General features: G+C 70.1%; 12 protein-coding genes and 1 pseudogene. 1 reads left to right on the top strand and 12 read right to left on the bottom strand.

The window, feature by feature from the left end; all coding sequences use genetic code 11:
- Positions 1–134: 134 nt before the first annotated feature.
- Positions 135–1895, top strand: coding sequence for a fatty acyl-AMP ligase (locus Atro_RS13865; RefSeq protein ID WP_497923147.1), 1761 nt, complete (start codon positions 135–137; stop codon positions 1893–1895).
- A 17-nt stretch (positions 1896–1912) separates the two neighbouring features.
- Here the strand turns inward: Atro_RS13865 and Atro_RS13860 are convergent.
- The 12 genes and pseudogenes from Atro_RS13860 to Atro_RS13805 all read right to left on the bottom strand — a co-directional run bounded on the left by Atro_RS13860 (position 1913) and on the right by Atro_RS13805 (position 17201).
- A pseudogene (locus Atro_RS13860) lies at positions 1913–2355 on the bottom strand (YqaA family protein).
- Positions 2356–2475: 120 nt separating this feature from the next.
- Entirely contained in the window at positions 2476–4311 is a 1836-nt protein-coding gene (gene glmS, locus Atro_RS13855) for a glutamine--fructose-6-phosphate transaminase (isomerizing) (protein ID WP_497923145.1), read from the bottom strand.
- A 13-nt stretch (positions 4312–4324) separates the two neighbouring features.
- Complete coding sequence (locus Atro_RS13850; protein WP_497923144.1) at positions 4325–5089, bottom strand: DeoR/GlpR family DNA-binding transcription regulator; 765 nt, start codon at positions 5087–5089, stop codon at positions 4325–4327.
- A gap of 173 nt (positions 5090–5262) precedes the next feature.
- Positions 5263–6627, bottom strand: a complete 1365-nt coding sequence (glmU, locus tag Atro_RS13845) for a bifunctional UDP-N-acetylglucosamine diphosphorylase/glucosamine-1-phosphate N-acetyltransferase GlmU (RefSeq protein WP_497923142.1) — start codon at positions 6625–6627, stop codon at positions 5263–5265.
- A 168-nt stretch (positions 6628–6795) separates the two neighbouring features.
- Positions 6796–8601 carry a VWA domain-containing protein gene (locus tag Atro_RS13840; RefSeq protein WP_497923140.1) on the bottom strand — a complete coding sequence of 602 codons (1806 nt, stop codon included), beginning with the start codon at positions 8599–8601 and terminating at the stop codon, positions 6796–6798.
- A gap of 18 nt (positions 8602–8619) precedes the next feature.
- Positions 8620–9117: a hypothetical protein gene (locus Atro_RS13835; RefSeq protein WP_497923138.1), complete on the bottom strand. Its 498-nt coding sequence runs from the start codon at positions 9115–9117 to the stop codon at positions 8620–8622.
- Positions 9118–9120: 3 nt separating this feature from the next.
- Positions 9121–9843, bottom strand: a complete 723-nt coding sequence (locus Atro_RS13830) for a hypothetical protein (protein ID WP_497923137.1) — start codon at positions 9841–9843, stop codon at positions 9121–9123.
- A gap of 21 nt (positions 9844–9864) precedes the next feature.
- On the bottom strand, positions 9865–11436 hold the full coding sequence (locus tag Atro_RS13825; RefSeq protein WP_497927685.1) for a formylglycine-generating enzyme family protein: 1572 nt from the start codon (positions 11434–11436) through the stop codon (positions 9865–9867).
- Positions 11429–12652: an ABC transporter permease gene (locus Atro_RS13820; protein ID WP_497923135.1), complete on the bottom strand. Its 1224-nt coding sequence runs from the start codon at positions 12650–12652 to the stop codon at positions 11429–11431. The genes Atro_RS13825 and Atro_RS13820 overlap by 8 nt, the downstream gene beginning before the upstream one ends.
- Positions 12642–13349 carry an ABC transporter ATP-binding protein gene (locus Atro_RS13815; RefSeq protein ID WP_497923133.1) on the bottom strand — a complete coding sequence of 236 codons (708 nt, stop codon included), beginning with the start codon at positions 13347–13349 and terminating at the stop codon, positions 12642–12644. The genes Atro_RS13820 and Atro_RS13815 overlap by 11 nt, the downstream gene beginning before the upstream one ends.
- 820 nt (positions 13350–14169) lie before the next feature.
- Positions 14170–16152, bottom strand: coding sequence for a vWA domain-containing protein (locus Atro_RS13810; RefSeq protein WP_497923131.1), 1983 nt, complete (start codon positions 16150–16152; stop codon positions 14170–14172).
- 17 nt (positions 16153–16169) lie between these two features.
- Positions 16170–17201: a hypothetical protein gene (locus Atro_RS13805; protein ID WP_497923129.1), complete on the bottom strand. Its 1032-nt coding sequence runs from the start codon at positions 17199–17201 to the stop codon at positions 16170–16172.

Genomic DNA, 17201 nt, shown 5'->3' with positions numbered 1-17201 from the left:
CTTCGCGAGGCCAGCTTCGGTTCGATCCGCGAGCCACGACTTTCCGGCCCCGCACGCAACACGGCGGCCGGGAAGCCATGAGCGCACGGACCGCGAAAAGTCATTTCCGAGACAGCACACCAGGAACCGAACGAATGGCCGATCTCTATATGTCCGCGACGCTTTCCCAGCACGCCCTGCCCCAGCGTCTGGCCGATTTTCCGACCCTGGCGGCAGCCCTCGATTACGCCGCGCTCGGGCATACCGGCCTGAACTTCTACGACGGCCGCTGCCGGCTGACGGCCGTCGTCCAGTACGCCACCCTGCGACGAGAGGCGCTGGCCACCGCCCGGCGCCTGCACGGGCTGGGTCTGCAGCGGGGCGACCGGGTCGCCTTGATCGCCGACACCGATCCGGACTTCGTGGAGGCGTTCTACGCCTGCCAGTATGCCGGTTTCATCGCGGTGCCCCTGCCCATCCCGTCTGGCATGGGCAGCCATGCCGCCTATGTGGAGAAGCTCGGGGGCCTGCTGGACAGTTGCGCGCCGAGTGCCGTCCTGGCGCCTGCCGGCTGGCTGCCGTTCGCCCGCGAAGCCGCCGCCCCGTACGGTCCGCGTTTCGTCGGCACGCTCCAGGAGCTCAGGAGCCACGCAGTTCCGTCCGTGGAACTGGAGCCTTCGCAGCCGGACGAGGTCGCCTATCTGCAGTACACCTCGGGCAGCACCCGCTTTCCCCGCGGCGTGGCCGTCACCCAGCGGGCGGCCATGGCCAACCTGCAGGTCATCGCCCGGTACGGCATCGGCCTGCGCCCGGGCGACCGCTGCGTCTCCTGGCTGCCGTTCTATCACGACCTCGGGCTGGTCGGCTTCGTCCTCAGCCCGATGGCCTCGCAGCTGTCGGTGGACTACCTGCGCACCCAGGATTTCGCCATGCGGCCGCGGCAGTGGCTGCAGCTGATCAGCCAAAACCGCGGCACCGTCACCTCCGCCCCGCCCTTCGGCTACGACCTCTGCTCGCGCCGCACCCGGGAAGGCGAAGCCGCCCGCTTCGACCTTTCCAGCTGGCGTGTCGCCGGAACCGGCGCCGAACCGATCCGTGCCGAGGTGCTGCAGCGTTTCGCCGAGCAGTTCGCGCCGGCGGGCTTCGATCCCAAGGCCTTCGTGCCCGGTTACGGCCTGGCGGAATGCACCCTGAGCGTCAGCTTCGCCCGCCGCGGCGTCGGCCTGCAGGTCGACCGGGTCGAGCGCCAGGCCCTGGAGCACCAGTCGAAGGCCGTGCCCTTCGACGGCGAGGACGGCAAGGCCTGCACCTTCGTCAATTGCGGCGCCGCCCTGCCCGGCCATCGGCTGGAAATCCGCGACGCGACCGGACGGCCGCTGGCCGAGCGCCAGATCGGCCGGGTGATGGTGCAGGGGCCCAGCCTGATGTCGGGCTATTTCCGCGACGAGGAGTCGACCCAGGCCGTGCTGGAGGACGGCTGGCTGGATACCGGCGACCTCGGCTACCTGCATGGCGGCGAGCTGTTCATCACCGGGCGGCAGAAGGATCTGCTCATCGTCCGCGGACGCAACATCTGGCCCCAGGACATCGAGGCCCTAGTCGAGTCGCAGCCCGACATGCGGCCCGGCGACGTGATCGCCTTCCTGGTGCCGGCGGACCCCGAGCCCCGCGTCGTGGTGCAGGTGCAGTGCCGGCTCACCGATGCGCAGAAGCGCGAGCAGCTGGTCCGCACCCTGAGCGGGCTGATCAACAGCGAGTTCGGCTTCGTCGCCCAGGTGGAGCCGGTCCCGCCGCACTCCCTGCCGCGCACCTCGTCGGGCAAGCCCTCGCGCGCCGAGGCGCGCAAGCGTTTCCTCGCCCGGACGCCGCCGTCAGCCGAGCCGGTGGCGGCCGATACCCGCACGGCTACGGCTTAGAGCCCGCCTTGCACGCCTCATAACCACTGCAACCCACCGAGCGTCATTCCTGCCAGGGCCAGGTAGCGGCCGGCCTTGGCCACAGTAACGATGGCGAGAAAGCTCCAGAACGGCTCCTTCATGACCCCGCCATCAGCGTCAGTGGATCACCGATGACAGGCACCCAGCTCAGCAGCAGGGACCAGCGCCCATAGCGGTGATAGCCCGCCTGAGCCTTGGCCAGCTGTGCGGAACTCACGGGAAACCAGCGTCGCTGGCGCCAGCGATCGATGCAGGTGCCCAGCCACCAGTTGACGGCCGATCCGAGCACATTTCCCAAGGTCGCGGCGACCAGCAGGGCGGCAACCGGGTACTCGGCCTGAACGAGCAGGCCGACCAGCACCGCTTCGGATTGGAGAGGCAGCAGGGTCGCTGCGCCGAAAGCGGAGAGGAACAGCCCCGCAAACGCCATGAATGCCATCAGGCAGCCCGTTGAATCACTGTAGTAAGCATCCTCCGGCAGCCGGGGTGGGCCCGGCCGAGCTCCTCGAATGCGCCGGCCATGCGAACACTCACCCCCGGTTGCCGATGAGCGCGGCGCTTATTCCACCGTCACGCTCTTGGCCAGGTTGCGCGGCTGGTCGACGTCGGTGCCCTTGAGCACCGCGACGTGATAGGAGAGCAGCTGCAGCGGCAGGGTGTAGAGGATCGGCGCCAGTTGGTGGTGGATGTGCGGCATCTTCACCAGGCGGGTGCCCTCGCCGTTGTGGATGCCGGCCTCGCCGTCGGCGAAGACGATCAGCTCGCCGCCGCGGGCGCGGACTTCCTGCAGGTTGGACTTGAGCTTCTCCAGCAGCTCGTTGTTCGGCGCCACGGTGACCACCGGCATGCTCGCGTCGACCAGCGCCAGCGGGCCGTGCTTGAGCTCGCCGGCCGGGTAGGCCTCGGCGTGGATGTAGGAGATCTCCTTGAGCTTGAGCGCGCCCTCCATCGCCACCGGATACTGGGCGCCGCGGCCGAGGAACAGGCAGTTGTTCTTGTCGGCGAAGAATTCGGCGATCTGCTGGATGGTGGCGTCCATCGCCAGCGCCTCGTCGAGGCGCGCCGGCAGGCGGCGCAGCTCCTCGACCAGCTCGGCCTCGAGCCCGGCGGCGAGGCTGCTGCGCGCCTGGCCGAGGGCCAGGGTCAGGAGCAGCAGGGCGACCAGCTGGGTGGTGAAGGCCTTGGTCGAGGCGACGCCGATCTCCGGGCCGGCCTGGGTCAGCAGGCAGAGGTCGGACTCGCGCACCAGCGAGCTGGTGCCGACGTTGCAGATCGCCAGGCTGGCCAGATAGCCGAGCTCTTTCGCCGTGCGCAGGGCGGCCAGGGTGTCGGCGGTCTCGCCGGACTGGGAGATGGTGACGAACAGGCTGTCCGGCTGCACCACCACCTTGCGGTAGCGGAACTCGCTGGCCACCTCGACCTGGCAGGGAATCCCGGCCAGTCCCTCCAGCCAGTAGCGGGCGACCATGCCGGCATGGAAGCTGGTGCCGCAGGCGACGATCTGCACGTTCCTCACCCGGCCGAACAGCTCGGCGGCCTGCGGGCCGAAGGCCTCGACCAGCACGTGGCTGGCCGCCAGGCGGTTCTCCAGGGTGCGGCGCACCACGGTCGGCTGCTCATGGATCTCCTTGAGCATGAAGTGGCGGAACTCGCCCTTGTCGGCGGCCTCGGCGCCGTCGCGGTACTGCACCGCCTCGCGCTGCACGGGATTGCCGTGCACGTCCCAGATCCGCACGCCGTCGCGGCGGATCTCGGCGACGTCGCCCTCCTCCAGATAGACGAAGCGGTCGGTCACCTGGCGCAGGGCGAGCTGGTCGGAGGCGAGGAAGTTCTCGCCGTGGCCGAGGCCGATCACCAGCGGGCTGCCGCTGCGCGCGGCGAGCAGGCGGTCCGGCTGGCCGGCGCCGACCACCGCCAGGCCGTAGGCGCCGTGCAGCTCGGGAATGACGGCCTTGAGCGCGGCGGTGAGGTCGGCGGTTTCCTGCAGCTTGTGGTGCAGCAGATGGACGATGACCTCGGTGTCGGTATCCGACTCGAAGCGGTAGCCGAGGCCCTGCAGGCGCTCGCGCAGCTGCAGGTAGTTCTCGATGATGCCGTTGTGCACCACCGCCACCTCGTCGGCGGAACAGTGCGGGTGGGCGTTGCGCTCCAGCGGCGCGCCGTGGGTAGCCCAGCGGGTGTGGGCGATGCCCAGGCGGCCGGTCAGCGGCTCGTCCTGCAGGGCCTGCTCCAGCCCGGCGATCTTGCCCGAACGCCGGCAGCGGGCGAGCTTGCCCGCACCGTCGATCACCGCCACACCGGCGCTGTCGTAGCCCCGGTACTCCAGGCGCTTGAGGCCTTCCAGCAGGATGGGGGTGATGTTGCGTTCGGCGATGGCGCCAACGATTCCGCACATGGTCGGTTCTCCTTCAGGCGGGTACGGCGACGCAGACCAGCTCCACGCCATGCGCCGCAATCTGTTCGCGCGCCTCGGACGGGAGGCGCTCGTCGGTGATCAGGGTGTGGATGCTGCGCCAGGGCAGCTCCAGGTTGGGCATCCGCCGGCCGACCTTGTCGGACTCGAGCATGACGACGACTTCCCGGGCGACCTCGGCCATGACCCTGGACAGGCCGAGCAGTTCGTTGAAGGTGGTGGTGCCGCGCGCCAGGTCGATGCCGTCGGCGCCGACGAACAGCTGGTCGAAGTCGTAGGAGCGCAGCACCTGCTCGGCGACCTGGCCCTGGAAGGACTCCGAATGCGGGTCCCAGGTGCCGCCGGTCATCAGCAGCACCGGCTCGTTCTCCAGCTCGCGCAGGGCGTTGGCCACGTCGAGGGAATTGGTCATCACCACCAGGCCGCGCTTGTGGGCCAGCTCGGGAATCAGCGCCGCCGTGGTGCTGCCGCTGTCGACGACGATCCGCGCGTGCTCGCGAATCCGCGCCGCGGCGGCCCGGGCGATCGCCTGCTTGCAGGCGGACAGCGGCCGCTCCCCGGCCAGCTCCTGCGGCAGCGGCACCGCGCCGCCGTAGCGGCGCAGCAAGAGGCCGTTCTTCTCCAGGGCGGCGAGGTCCTTGCGGATGGTCACCTCCGAGGTCTCGAAACGCCGGGACAGGTCGTCGACGCTGACCTCGCCCCGTTCGCCGAGCAGGGCGAGGATGGCGTGGCGGCGTTGCGGAGTGTTTCGTTTCGACATCTATAAGTTTCGATTCGAAATAACAAGTGATCGAATGAAAGCCCGCCAGCGCCTGCAGGTCAAGCGGAAACCGCCAAGCGGAACGGCGTGCGGCAGGGGAAATGAGAGCGGCGGGACCATCGCGGGTTCGCGCACCGGCGCGCGAGGACCCGCACGGCAGGGGGACGGGAACCTTACTTCTTGATCTTTTCCGGGCGCTTCCAGCCTTCGATGTTGCGCTGGCGACCGCGGCCGAGGGCCAGGTTGCCGGCCGGCACGTCCTCGGTGATCACCGAGCCGGCGCCGGTGGTGGCGCCGTCGCCCAGGGTGACCGGCGCGACCAGGGCGCTGTTCGAGCCGATGAACACGTCCTCGCCCATCACCGTCCTGAACTTGTTGGCGCCGTCGTAGTTGCAGGTGATGGTGCCGGCGCCGATGTTGCTGCGCGCGCCGATCTCGGCATCGCCCAGGTAGGACAGGTGCCCGGCCTTGGCGCCCTCGCCCAGCACGGCGTTCTTCAGCTCGACGAAGTTGCCGACGTGGGCCTTGGCCTTCAGCACCGCGCCTGGGCGCAGGCGGGCGAAGGGGCCGCAGTCGGCGCCCTCGCCCAGCTCGGCGCCCTCCAGGTGGCTGTTGGCCTTGACCTGGGCGCCGCGGCGCAGGGTGCTGTCCTTGATCGTGCAGTTCGGGCCGATCTCCACGCCGTCCTCGATCGTCACCCGGCCCTCGAGGATCACGTTGACATCGATCAGCACGTCGCGGCCGACGCTGACCTCGCCGCGCAGATCGAAACGCGCCGGGTCGCGCAGGGTCACGCCCTGGGCCATCAGCCGGCGCGCGGCGCGCAGCTGGTAGTGGCGCTCCAGCTGGGCGAGCTGGATGCGGTCGTTGGCGCCCTGCACCTCCATGGCGTCCTGCGGCTGCTCGGTGGCGATCGTCAGGCCGTCGGCCACCGCCATGGCGATCACGTCGGTGAGGTAGTACTCGCCCTGGGCGTTGTCGTTGGACAGCCGCCCCAGCCAGTCGGCCAGGCGCGCGCCGGGCACCGCGAGGATGCCGGTGTTGCCTTCGCAGATGGCGCGCTGCTCGGGGCTGGCGTCCTTGTGCTCGACGATGGCGACGACCTGCCCGGCCTCATCGCGGACGATCCGCCCGTAGCCGGTGGGGTCGACCAGGTCCACGGTGAGCAGGGCCAAGCGCTCGGGGCCGACCTGCGCCAGCAGGCGCTGTAGGGTGTCCGCCTCGATCAGCGGCACGTCGCCGTAGAGAATCAGCACCCGCTCGGCGGACAGCGCCGGCAGCGCCTGGGCCACGGCGTGCCCGGTGCCCAACTGCTCGGCCTGCAGGACGAAGTTCAGATCGTCCGCCGCCAGCCGCTCGCGCACCAGCTCGGCGCCGTGCCCGATCACCACGTGGATACCCTGCGGCGCCAGCTGGCGGGCCGTGGCGACGACATGGCCGAGCATCGAGTTGCCGGCGACCGGGTGCAGGACTTTCGGCAGGGCGGAACGCATGCGCGTGCCCTGGCCGGCGGCGAGGATGACGATATCGAGGGACATGGAAAGGATCCTGACATGGACGGAGTGAATGAAGCCTCGGCGAAACCCGGCGCACGGGCAAGTGCGGCCGGGCTCCGACTGTGCCCAGTGCGGCCGGCGCTTTCAAGGCACCCGGGCGCAAAGCCGCGAACACCGCGCAAAGCGCGGCGCTCGCGGCTCAGACAGCGGTCACGGCCGGCAGTGCGCCGGCGGCAGCACGTCCTGGGCGGCCTGGCGAGTCATCGCGGCCAGTTCGCCGGCATTGCGGGCGTTGAAAACCCGGCCGCCGGTGGCCTGGGCCAGGCAGTTGCCGGCGCCGGTGCCGGCGATGTCGACCACGTTGATCTTCAGGTGCGGCTTGCGCCGCGCCAGGTCGCGGGCCACCGCGCAGGGGTCCTGGTGGCAGCTCTCCTCGCCGTCGGAGACCACCACCATCACCGACTCGCGGTTGACGCCGTCGAGCATCTGTCCGGCCTTGGCGACGCCGTCGGCCAGCGGCGTGCCCTCCACCGGCTCGATGGAGTTCAGCCGCGACAGCAGGCCGCCGCGCTGGGCCGGGGTGAAGAAGCCCATGCTGCGCGAGCTGGGGCAGCGCTCGATCAGCACCAGGCCGGCGCTGACGTCGCTGGGCAGGCGCTGCACCACCGCGGTGGTCGCCTGCTTGGCCGCGGTGATGCGCTTGGGCTCGCGGTACAGGTGGCCGGTGGTGTCGATCCCCGGATTGCCGCCCAGCAGCACGCGCGCGGCGATGTCGGTCATGCCCTGCATCATCACCGCCCGGTCGATCTCCTGCTTGCTCGCCAGCAGGCTGATATCCATCGAGCCGGAGGCGTCGAAGACGATGGCCAGCTCCGGCGCCAACTCCTTGGGCCGCTCCTCCGGGCAGAGGTTCTTGGCGTTGGTGATCAGTTGCTGGCGGCACTGCTGCTTGAGCTTCGCCTCGACCTCGGCGCGCAGCGTCGGGTTCTGCTTGACCTGCGGGTCCTGGCTGAGCAGCTGCTGCAGGGCGTTGCAGTTGCTGCCCGCGGCGACGATGCGCTTGTGCGCCAGCTCGACCGGGTCCGGCTTGGGCTCGGGCTTCGGCTCGGGCTTGGGCTCCGGTTTCGGCTCCGGCTTGGGTACCGGCTTCGGCTCGGGCTTGGGCTCCACCTTGGGTTCGGGCTTGGGCGGCGCCACCGCCTCGACCTTGGGCTCGGGCTTCACCACGGGTACCGGCGGGACCACGGGCGCGGGCTCCGGTTTTTCCTCGACCGGCGGCTCCTCGGGCTCGGGCTCTTCGGCCGGCGGCGGGACTTCCGGCGCGGGCGGCTCCTCGGGCTTCTTCGGCTCCTCGACCGGCGGCTTGGGCTCCTCCTGAACGGCCGGCGGCTCGGTCGCGGCGATCGGCTCGAGCGGCGGTTCTTCGCGGCCGAGCAGCCACCACCAGAGGCCGGCGAGCAGGGCCAGGAGCAGCAGCAGAAGGAGCAGCCAGGGCCACCAGCGGCGCTGCGGTGCGGCAGCGGCCAGCAGGGGCGCCGCGCCGCCGGCCGCGGCGAGCGGCGCCGGACCCGGCAGACCGGCGGCGGCCGGCGGAGGTGGCGGTGCGGGCGGCTCGCCGCCGCCCCAGAAGGTCACCAGCGGCTGGCCGTTCAGCGCATAGAGGGTGGCGGTATCCGGATAGCGCGCGGCCTGGCGCAGCAGTTCGGCCTGGCGACGGCCCTCCTCGCCCTGTCCTTCGAGACGCCCGGCCAGTTCCGTGATGGAGGCCAGACGCTCCTCCAGCAGCTGGCGGACCTGCCGCGCCTCCTGCAGCGCCAGTTCCTCAAAGGGCACCGGCTGGCCGCCGAGGTCCGAATACCATTCGACGACGTCGCCTTCGGCCTGCCTGGGCTTGGCGAACAGAGCCGCCGTGCTCGGCGGCAGGTGGCGGCGCAGGATAGCCGCCAGTTCCGCGTGACCGGCCAGGGCATCGGCCGCGCTGCGCCCGGCGCTGGATAAACGGGTGATTCGCTTCATGGTCGCCTCTATCCAGCCCTAGCGCAGGCCCAGGTCGCTTTCCAGGCCGGCCAGCCGGGTGCGCAACTTCTGCAATTCGTACTGCTTCTGCGCCACGGCCGCGTTGTCGTTCTGGCGGTTGATGCTGGCCATGTCCTTTTCCAGCGCGGCGATCTCGTTCTGCAGGCGCTGGTTGTTGCGGCCCTTCTGCTTGAGCTCGGCGAGCAGCGCGTTCATCGCCTTGTTGAGCGCGGCGTATTCGCTGCGCTGGCGGTCCAGCTCGCGGCCGACTTCGCTGCGCTCCTTGTCGAGGGCGGCATAGGTGTCGCGGAACAGCTGGTTGGTCCGGCGCTCGTCGAGCAGGATCTTCTCCTTCTGCTCGATGCGCTGGGCGTAGCCGCCGTGCACGTTGCAGCCGAATTTGGTGGCGAAGCCGGCGTCGGCGTTGCGCGGATCGCATTCCTGCGGGCTCACCGCGCAGGCGCCGAGCGGCAAGGTGAAGGCAAGAAGGGACAGCAGTCGGGAAAATCGGGGCATGGCTCAACCCAGGCGGATGGCGGAACGTTGTCTGTAGAGCTGGTCGATCTCGGCTTCGAGGGCGTTGATCTGCCGCTGCATGCTGTTGATCTCGGCGTTCAGGGTGTCGATGCGCGCGGCGCTGGCGGTGCCGCGTTCGGCGGCGGCCACCTTGCGCCATTCCTGCTGCCGGGTGCGGGCGTTGGCCAGCTTGTCGCGCAGGAACCCCAGGTTGGCGTCGACCTTGGCCAGGCGCTGCTGGGCATGGGCCTTCTGCACCCGGTTGGCGGCGATGTCGCGCTTGATCATCGCGATGCTCTGGCGGTCGTCGGCGATCACGTTGCGTGCGGTGCGGCTCAGGTCCTGCAGCTCGCGGTTGTCCTTGCGCACGTCGGCGATGGCCACGTCGAGGCGCTGCTCGGCGTTGGCGTACTGGCTGCGGCGCTGGTCGAGGTAGTAGTTGGCGCCCATGCCGGCGCCGCAGCCGACCACCGCCGCGGCGGCCATGCACTCGCCCTTCTTGTCCGGGTTGGCCAGCTGACAGGCCAGCACGCCGACCACCGCGCCGCCGGCGCAGGCCTGCCAACCGGACTTGCTGAAGAAACGCGCCGAGCTGCTGTTGGACAGCCGCGGGTCGGTCTGTTGTCCCATGCCCATGCCGGGACCGTCCAGGGTCTCGCAGCCCGCCAGCAACAGGGCGAGCGCCGCCCAAGCGATCCGTTTAGCCGTGAACGAGGCCACCTTCATGTCTAGTCTCGCTGTCTCCGATCAGAGGGATTTGCAGGATTGCAGCCAGTGGGCACGCGCCACCTTGCCGTCTTTCAGGTAGGTGCGCAGGTTGTTCCAATGGGTGTCGAGGTAGCCGCGCAGGTTGCTCTTGCCGCGTGCGGCCAGCTGCTGCGCGACCAGGCCGATCTGCGGTTCGACGCTCGCCTGGCTATAGTTCAGGGCCGTGCCGACCACGCTGTCGGCGTAGTAGTTGAGCATGAAATCGAGCACCTTGCGATGACCGTCCAGCTGCTCCCGGCGCGCCTCGCAGCGGGTCTTGGGCTCCGTGCCGCCGGCGCCGCAGCTGCGACTGTAATTGCCTTCGAGGGTGTCGAGGAACAGCCCGTCGTCCTTGAGCTTGGTGCAGAGGAAAGCGCCCAGCTGCAGCTCGGAGCGGATCGCCTGGTCGCGCTGTTCGTCGCGCGCCTGGGTGTTGGCGCGCAGGTCGCTGCGCAGCTTCTCCAGCTGCTGCCTGAGCGCGTCGTCCTGCACATCTTTGGCGATGCTGGCGATCTCGCTCGCCGGGTCCTGGCCGGCCGGCCGTGCGCCGGATTCGTCCTGGGTTTCGGGGCGAGTCACGCCGAGCCTCTTCCAGTCGGCCTCGACCTGCTTGATCCGCTCGCGGGAGGTCAGCGCCGGCGCCACCAGGGCCGGGCGGAAGCCGCCGGTCTTCAGGCGGTTCTGCGCGCTGCCGTCGGCGGCGTAGTAGGGCTGCTCCTGGCGCAGCGCGGTGCGCAGCTCGGCCTGCGGGGTCAGGTAGTTGCCGCCGCGCAGGATGTAGCCGCCGGCCTGGCCGTGCTGGCGGTCCAGCTTGTTCAGGTGGAAAGGCTCGAAGAGCATCTCGTCGACGTTGCCGAGCACGTCGTGCAGGCCGAGCGGGTTGGGCTTGAGCAGGCCGGCCAGCTGCAGCTTGCCGTTGGCCGACTGCGCGCCGGCGAACCAGGCGTAGGCCTCGATGCCCTCGGGCATGGGGAAGCGGGTGTCGCGGAATTCCGCCTGGGACACCGCCAGGCCGCCGCGCGCGGCGAACTCCCACTCGACCTCGGTGGGCAGGCGCAGGAAGCCGGCCACGCCGTCCTCTTTCGGCAGCTTGTCCGGGGCGTTCTGGCGCAGCCAGAGGTTGTAGCGGTCGGTGAAGGCGACGGCGTCGAACCAGCTCAGCCCGGTCTTCGGCAGGCGCAGCTGGGCCGCGGGCTCGGGGCACTGGCCGTCCATCACCGCGCGGTACTGCAGCTCGTTGACCTCGTACTTGGCCAGCAGGTAGTAGCGCCCCGGCTCCGGCTTGCCGACGCTGAAGCTGCCGGCGATGTGGGTCGGCCGCGCCTGTTCCAAGTAGCCCCACTCCTCGCTGTCCTGGCCCAGGGTGACGGCGTAGTCGTCCAGCGGGCTGGCCATCGGCACGCGCACCTGGCGCCAGGCCATGAAGCCGCCGCAGGGCATCGGCAGCAGCACGTCGTCCTTCTGCGGCTGGGGGTTGTAGTACTTCTCCTCCCAGGCCGCGGCAACCGGCAGGCTGGCCAGCGCCGCCGCCAGTCCCAGCGCCGCGGCCGGCGCGCGGCGCCGCTCAGAGATCCCGCAGGCTTTCCGCCGGTTGAATGTGAATCGCACGATACCCTCCTACCGCCGCCACCAGGATGGCGATCAGCAACGCACTGGCGAAGGCCAGCAGAATATGCAGGTTTTCCAGCCGGCAGACGAAGGCGTCGGCGGCCAGGTTGGCGCCCAGGGCGCGGTTGAACACCGTGCTGCCGGCCAGATAGGCCGCATAGCCCAGGGCGAAGGCCAGGCAGGTGAGCAGCGCCGCCTGGACCATCACGTAGACGCCGACCGCGGCGCGGCGAAAGCCGAGCAGGCGCAGCAGGGCCAGGTCCTTGCGCTTGCGGTCGATGTTGGCGAGGAAGGCGCCGGCCAGCGAGGCGATGCAGCCGATCGCCGCGGTCCAGGCGATCACCGCAAAGATCAGCCCGAGCACCCGGTCGATGGCCTTCACCGACTCGATCTCGCGCAGCCGGGTATTGGTCTCGATGCGCTGCCCTTCCAGCCAGGCGGCGAGCGGGGCGACCGCGTCCAGGCTGCTGGCGTAGACCCGGGCGCGGGCATAGCGTTCGCGCGGCGGCGCCGCATGGCTGCCGGCGAAGCCGAGCGCGGGCACCGCGAAGCCGTCGCGAAAATCCTCCATGGCCACCAAGAGCTCCAGCGGCACCAGCAGCGCCGGGCGTGGGAAGGCGGTCTCGGGCAGCACCGCGGCGACCGTCAGCTCGCGCCGGCCGCGCTCGCTGTTGCCGTCCAGCTTGCGCAGCACCGAGAGGCGGATGCGCTCGCCGGCGCCCACCTCCAGCCGGCGCGCCGCGCTGGCGCTGAGCAGCACCCGGTCGCCCTGCGGCGGCGCGAGATGCCCACCGAGCAGGGGATCGCCGGGGCCGCTGGGGATAACCTCGGCATCGGCGACGAAGCGCTGGCCGTCGCGCGCCAGATCGGCCTGGGTGTTCAACGAACGGGTCAGCGGCATGACGAAGCCGACCCCCGGCTGCGCGGCCAGCTGCGCGAGCCAGGCGCGGTCCAGGTCGTGGTTGCCGAGCAGGCGGATCTCCAGGTTGCGCGGATCGTCGAGCAATTCCCCGCGCAGCTGCGAGACCACCCCGTGCTTGAGGCCGAACAGCAGCAGCAGCGGCGCGATCACCGCCACCAGCGCGGCGACGATGCACAGCGAAACCTGGCGGTCGTGCCACAGGTCGCGGGTCGCCAGCGCGGCGAGCAGGCCCCAGCCGGGGCGCGCCTCAGGCCGCATCGCGGAACACCGTGCCGCCGTGGTTGTCGGCGTCCGGCACGCCGACCAGCCGGCGGATCGCACAGGCGCGCAGCAGGCCCCAGTCGTGGCTGACCAAGAGGGTGGCGATGCGCAGGCGCTGGCTGGTCTCGACGATCAGCTCGAACAGCCGGCGCGCCTGCAGCGGGTCCAGCGCGGCGGTGGGCTCGTCGGCCAGGAGCAGGTCCGGCTCGTGGGCGATGGCGCGGACGAAGGAGGCGCGCTGGCGCTCGCCGATCGACAGCTGGGCGGGCTTCTTGTGCAGCAGCGGCTGCAACCCCAGGCGCTCGATGGCCTCCTCCACTCGCTCGCCCGTGGCCGGCAGGCCGAGCATGCGCCGCGGCAGTTCGATGTTGCGGCGCACGTCGAGAAACGGCAGCAGCCCGCCGCTCTGCGGGACGAAGCCGAGACGCTGGGCGCGCAGGTCGGCGAGGTTCGCCTGACGGTCCTCGCGCAGCAGGGCTGCGACGTCCAGCGGCGCGGCGCCTTCCCCACCGCTCAGTTCGTAGCGGTCGAGGCGTTCGGGGCGCAGGATCAGGCCGATCATCTCCAGCAGGGTGCTCTTGCCGCAGCCGCTGGCGCCGGTGATCGCCGCCACCTCGCCGCGCGCCAGCGACAGGCGCGGCAGGAGGATGCGGTAGGTGCCGCGGTGGATGGCGAGGTTTTCGATGTGGAGCATGGGGGGAGTCATGGTCTGTGCATGCTCCGCGCGAGCCCCTGGCCTTGGTGCCGAACTGGAGCGCTTTCCCTGCCTGAAAGCGAGGGGGTTTTGGGGTGCTGGCAGGGAGATTTGGTGTCAGAACGAAGTACTTTCCTCGGCTGATGCGACAGGTTTCGCCTTGCACGGCGAGTCACTTTTTCTTGCCTGGCCAAGAAAAAGTAACCAAAAAGAAGGCCACCCCCGTCATCAGGCCCCGGCTGCGCCGGGGTTCCCTCGCTCCGTCGCCATTCCAGGGGCACGCCGCGAAGGGCCATCCATGGCCCTCGCGGCTCTCGCGGCATCCATGCCGCTCGACCCCTTACATGCCGACTCCGCTTGGCCTGACGAAGGGGGAATGGGTGCAGTTCCCACCTCCGCGAATGAAAAGCAAAGCCAAAAGCTTTTTTCAGGATTGCCCCCGAACCTGCAGGCAACACCCCGGTCCCGTTCAGAAGGCCGAGCGCAGGCGCCGCAGAGGGGGACGTGAGGCAGGACGCCGAGCGAGTCACGAAGGGACAGGGACGTCCCTTCGTGACGTGCCCCCGGAGCGGCGTCGGAGCGAGGGAACCCCGGCGCAGCCGGGGCCGGATGACCGGGTGTGCTTTCTCTTTGGTTACTTTCTCTTTGCACAAGCAAAGAGAAAGTGACTCGCCGTGCAAGGCGAAATCTGTAGACCGGGCCGAGGAAAGTGCCCGGCCCGGCACCAAGCCTCCCTCGCCAGCACTCACCAAACACCCCGCCGCATCAGGCCACAAGGAAAGCGCCTCGTCCCCACACCCAAGCCAAACGCCACAACCCCTCAAGGCAACGCCTCCAGAGGCACCGGATACACATGATCCCGCGGATCGCTCCCCTCGGCCAACGACACCCAGCGATCGGCATCGGCGTTGTACTTCTGGTAGTACTTGAGCTTGGTGTTCAGCCGGCGGATGAATTTCTCCTGCTCCAGCCCCTCCATGCCCTTCCAGGTCTCCTCGTCGAGGCTGAGCACTTCGCTGAGGTACGGCAGGCCCTCCAGGTACTCGGCCATCAGGCCCATCTCCGCCAAGGTGGCGGACTTGCCGCCCTTCTGCAGCTGGTTGGGGTCCTTGCCCATGGTCGCGGCCACCGAGCGCAGACGCTCGAACATCTCGTTGGGCGAGATCAGGCCCTCGTTGGCGGCGTCGGCGATCTTCTTGACCACCTCGGCGAGGTCGCTGAGCTGGGCCTTGGTCAGCAGCACGCGGACCTCGGTGGTCGGCACGTTCTGCTTGGCGAAGTCGCGGTCGCTGATCCAGGCGTGGAACACCGGCGGCGCGCTGGCCCCGGTGACTTCGCCGAGGTAGGCCAGGCGCATGGCGTGGCTGAGCTTGGCAGTGTCCGCCAGCAGGGCGTCGTCGGCCGGCTTGCCGTTGGCCTTCTTGCCGTAGTCGGCGTCGGCGCCGAGGGCGCTGCCGGCGGCCATTTCGCCGCGGTAGGCGGCCTTGACCTGGCCGGTGATGGCGGCGGCCAGACCGTCGATCTTGCGGCCGAAGTTATCCACATCGCCGGCGTCCACCGGGTAGTACAGCGGCTTGTTGAGGATCGGGTTGTTCGACAGGTCGCGGTACTGCGCCTCGGCGGAGGCATGGTTGCTCGCTCCGCTCGGGGTCTTCAGGTGCAGGCTGTAGATGGCCACGCCGCGGTGCTTGGCCTCCAGGCGCACCTGGGCGGCGTCGAGGCCGGTGGCGGACAGCGGGTCGCTGCCGTCCAGCGCGCCGGCATCGCTGACCAGCACGATGTAGCGGGCGCCGAACCGGGTCCAGTCGATGCCGTCGAGGGCCTTCATGACCCCGGCGTAGGCGTCCTCGTCGAAGCGGCTGCTGGACACCGTGGCCGGCTTCAGCGCCGCCATCCTGGCGAGGAAGTCCTCGCCGCCCTTCACCTGGGTCGGATCGACGTACAGCTTGCTGACGTACTCCAGCGCCGGCACGGCCTTGATGTTGGAGCGGTAGGCGACCAGGCCGAACTTGACCTGGTCGAGCAGCTTTTCCTGCTCGATGCGCTGGTAGATCTTCCTGATCGCTTCGCGGGTGCGGTCGATGTACGGGCCCATGGAGATGGTCGAGTCGATGACGAACACCACCGCGGCGCTGAAGCCCTTCAGGGTGTTCACCTCGCCGGCCTTGTCCTGGGCGGTCTGCTCGGCGCTCTTCGGCTCGGCGGCAGTCACCGAGGCGACTTCCAGCTCGCGCACCTGGAAGCCCTTCTCGGTCATGATTTCCCGGGCGTTCAGCACCGGCAGCAGGTAGAAGCGCTTGGCCAGGTCGACGGCGTAGTCCGGCTCGCGGGCGACCACGGCGGGATCGCGGCCCTGGCTGGCCAGGTTGGCGCGGATCGGCTTGAGCAGCTTGCCCGGATCGCCCGCGGCGAACAGCTTGTCGAGGGTTTCCCGCTGGCGGAAGAACAGCAGCGGTTCGCGCCCGGCCGGGTTGGTCAGCGCCAGGGTCATCTGCATCTTCCACTCCACCGCGCAGCCGGCGTCGATCCAGCCGAGGGTCTTGCCGTAGCTGTCCGGGCCGACCTTCAGCCATTCGGCGCCGCCGACCTGCTGCCGCTGGTATACGTAGAAGCGGGTGAAGGCCGGTTGCGGCTTGCCGCCGGCCGCGCCGGGCTGGTCGCCGAGGCGGCAGCTGGGGGTGGTCAGCACGCGCTGGTAGAGGCTCTTCTTGCCGGCCTGCAGCAGGGGCTTGTCGTCGGCGGCCAGCGCCGGGACCGCGCCGGCCGCCAGCAGCAGGCCGCCGAGCAGGGCCATCATCGTCATCTTCCTTCCGCACGGGTTCATGGTTTCAGGGCCTCCAGGCGCTGCTTGGCGTCGGCGTTGGCGGGATCGTTGGCCAGGGCGATCTCGTACCAGTAGGCGGCGGTTTCGGCATCGGCGGACGGCACGCAGCCGCCGGCCTTGAAGGTCTGCGGGTCGTACTCGCGGGCGTAGGCGAGCGCGATGGCGGCGTCGCCGGCCTGGGCCTTGTGCGCGTAGAGGCGCTGGACCACGCCGCAGCGCCTGGACTGCTTGGCGGCGTCGATCACCTCCAGCACCTGAGCCGTGGCGGGATTCGAGCGCAGACAGGCCTGGATGAACGCCAGGTCGTCGCCAGCGCCTTCCAGGGCGGCCTCGCCGCAGGGATTCTCGCCGCCGGCCGCGGCGGCAGGCGCCGGCGTCGGGGCGGCCGCCACGGGCGTTTGCGTCTGCGGGCGCAGCACGAAGTACCAGTAGGCCCCCAACCCGATGCCGAGCAGCAGCAGCAGGCCGAGGGCCAGCGGCAGCCAGCGTACCGGCTTGCGCGGCTGCGGCGCCGGCGCGGCGCGGAACTCCTCGTCGCGCTCGGCGACCAGCGGCCGGTCGGCGCGCGGCGTCTCGATCGGCGCCGGCTCGACGATCACGGGTTCGGGCTCCGGCTCGGCTTGCGGTTCGGGCGGCGCGACCACCGGCCTGGGCGGCGGCTCCTCCGGCGGCGGGTGGCCGACCGCCGGCGAGGACAGCAGGTTGCCGACGATGCGCAGCACGCCGCCGTCGCTCTGTTCGGCATCGCGCAGTTGCAAGCGGTAGACCATCTTCGGGTCGCGGACCAGCGGATCGACCAGCCAGGGGCCGACGCGGCCGGCCAGCAGCTCGCCGCGCCGCTCCAGACCGTCGATGGCGTGCCAGATCGGCAGGCTGTCCCAGCCGCCGCCGGCATCCAGGTAGAGGCTGTCCTGGTTGCGCAGCACGCTCAGCTCCAGGCCGTCGGTGCCGCCCGGCCAGCCGCGCACGGTCAGTTCGCCATAGCCGGGTTGGCCGCCGGCGGCGGCCGTCAGTTCGATTCTCAGCAT

Source organism: Azotobacter tropicalis (assembly GCF_059739045.1).
Note: the sequence above shows the minus strand (reverse complement) of the source record. Positions and strands in the feature narration are given on the sequence as shown.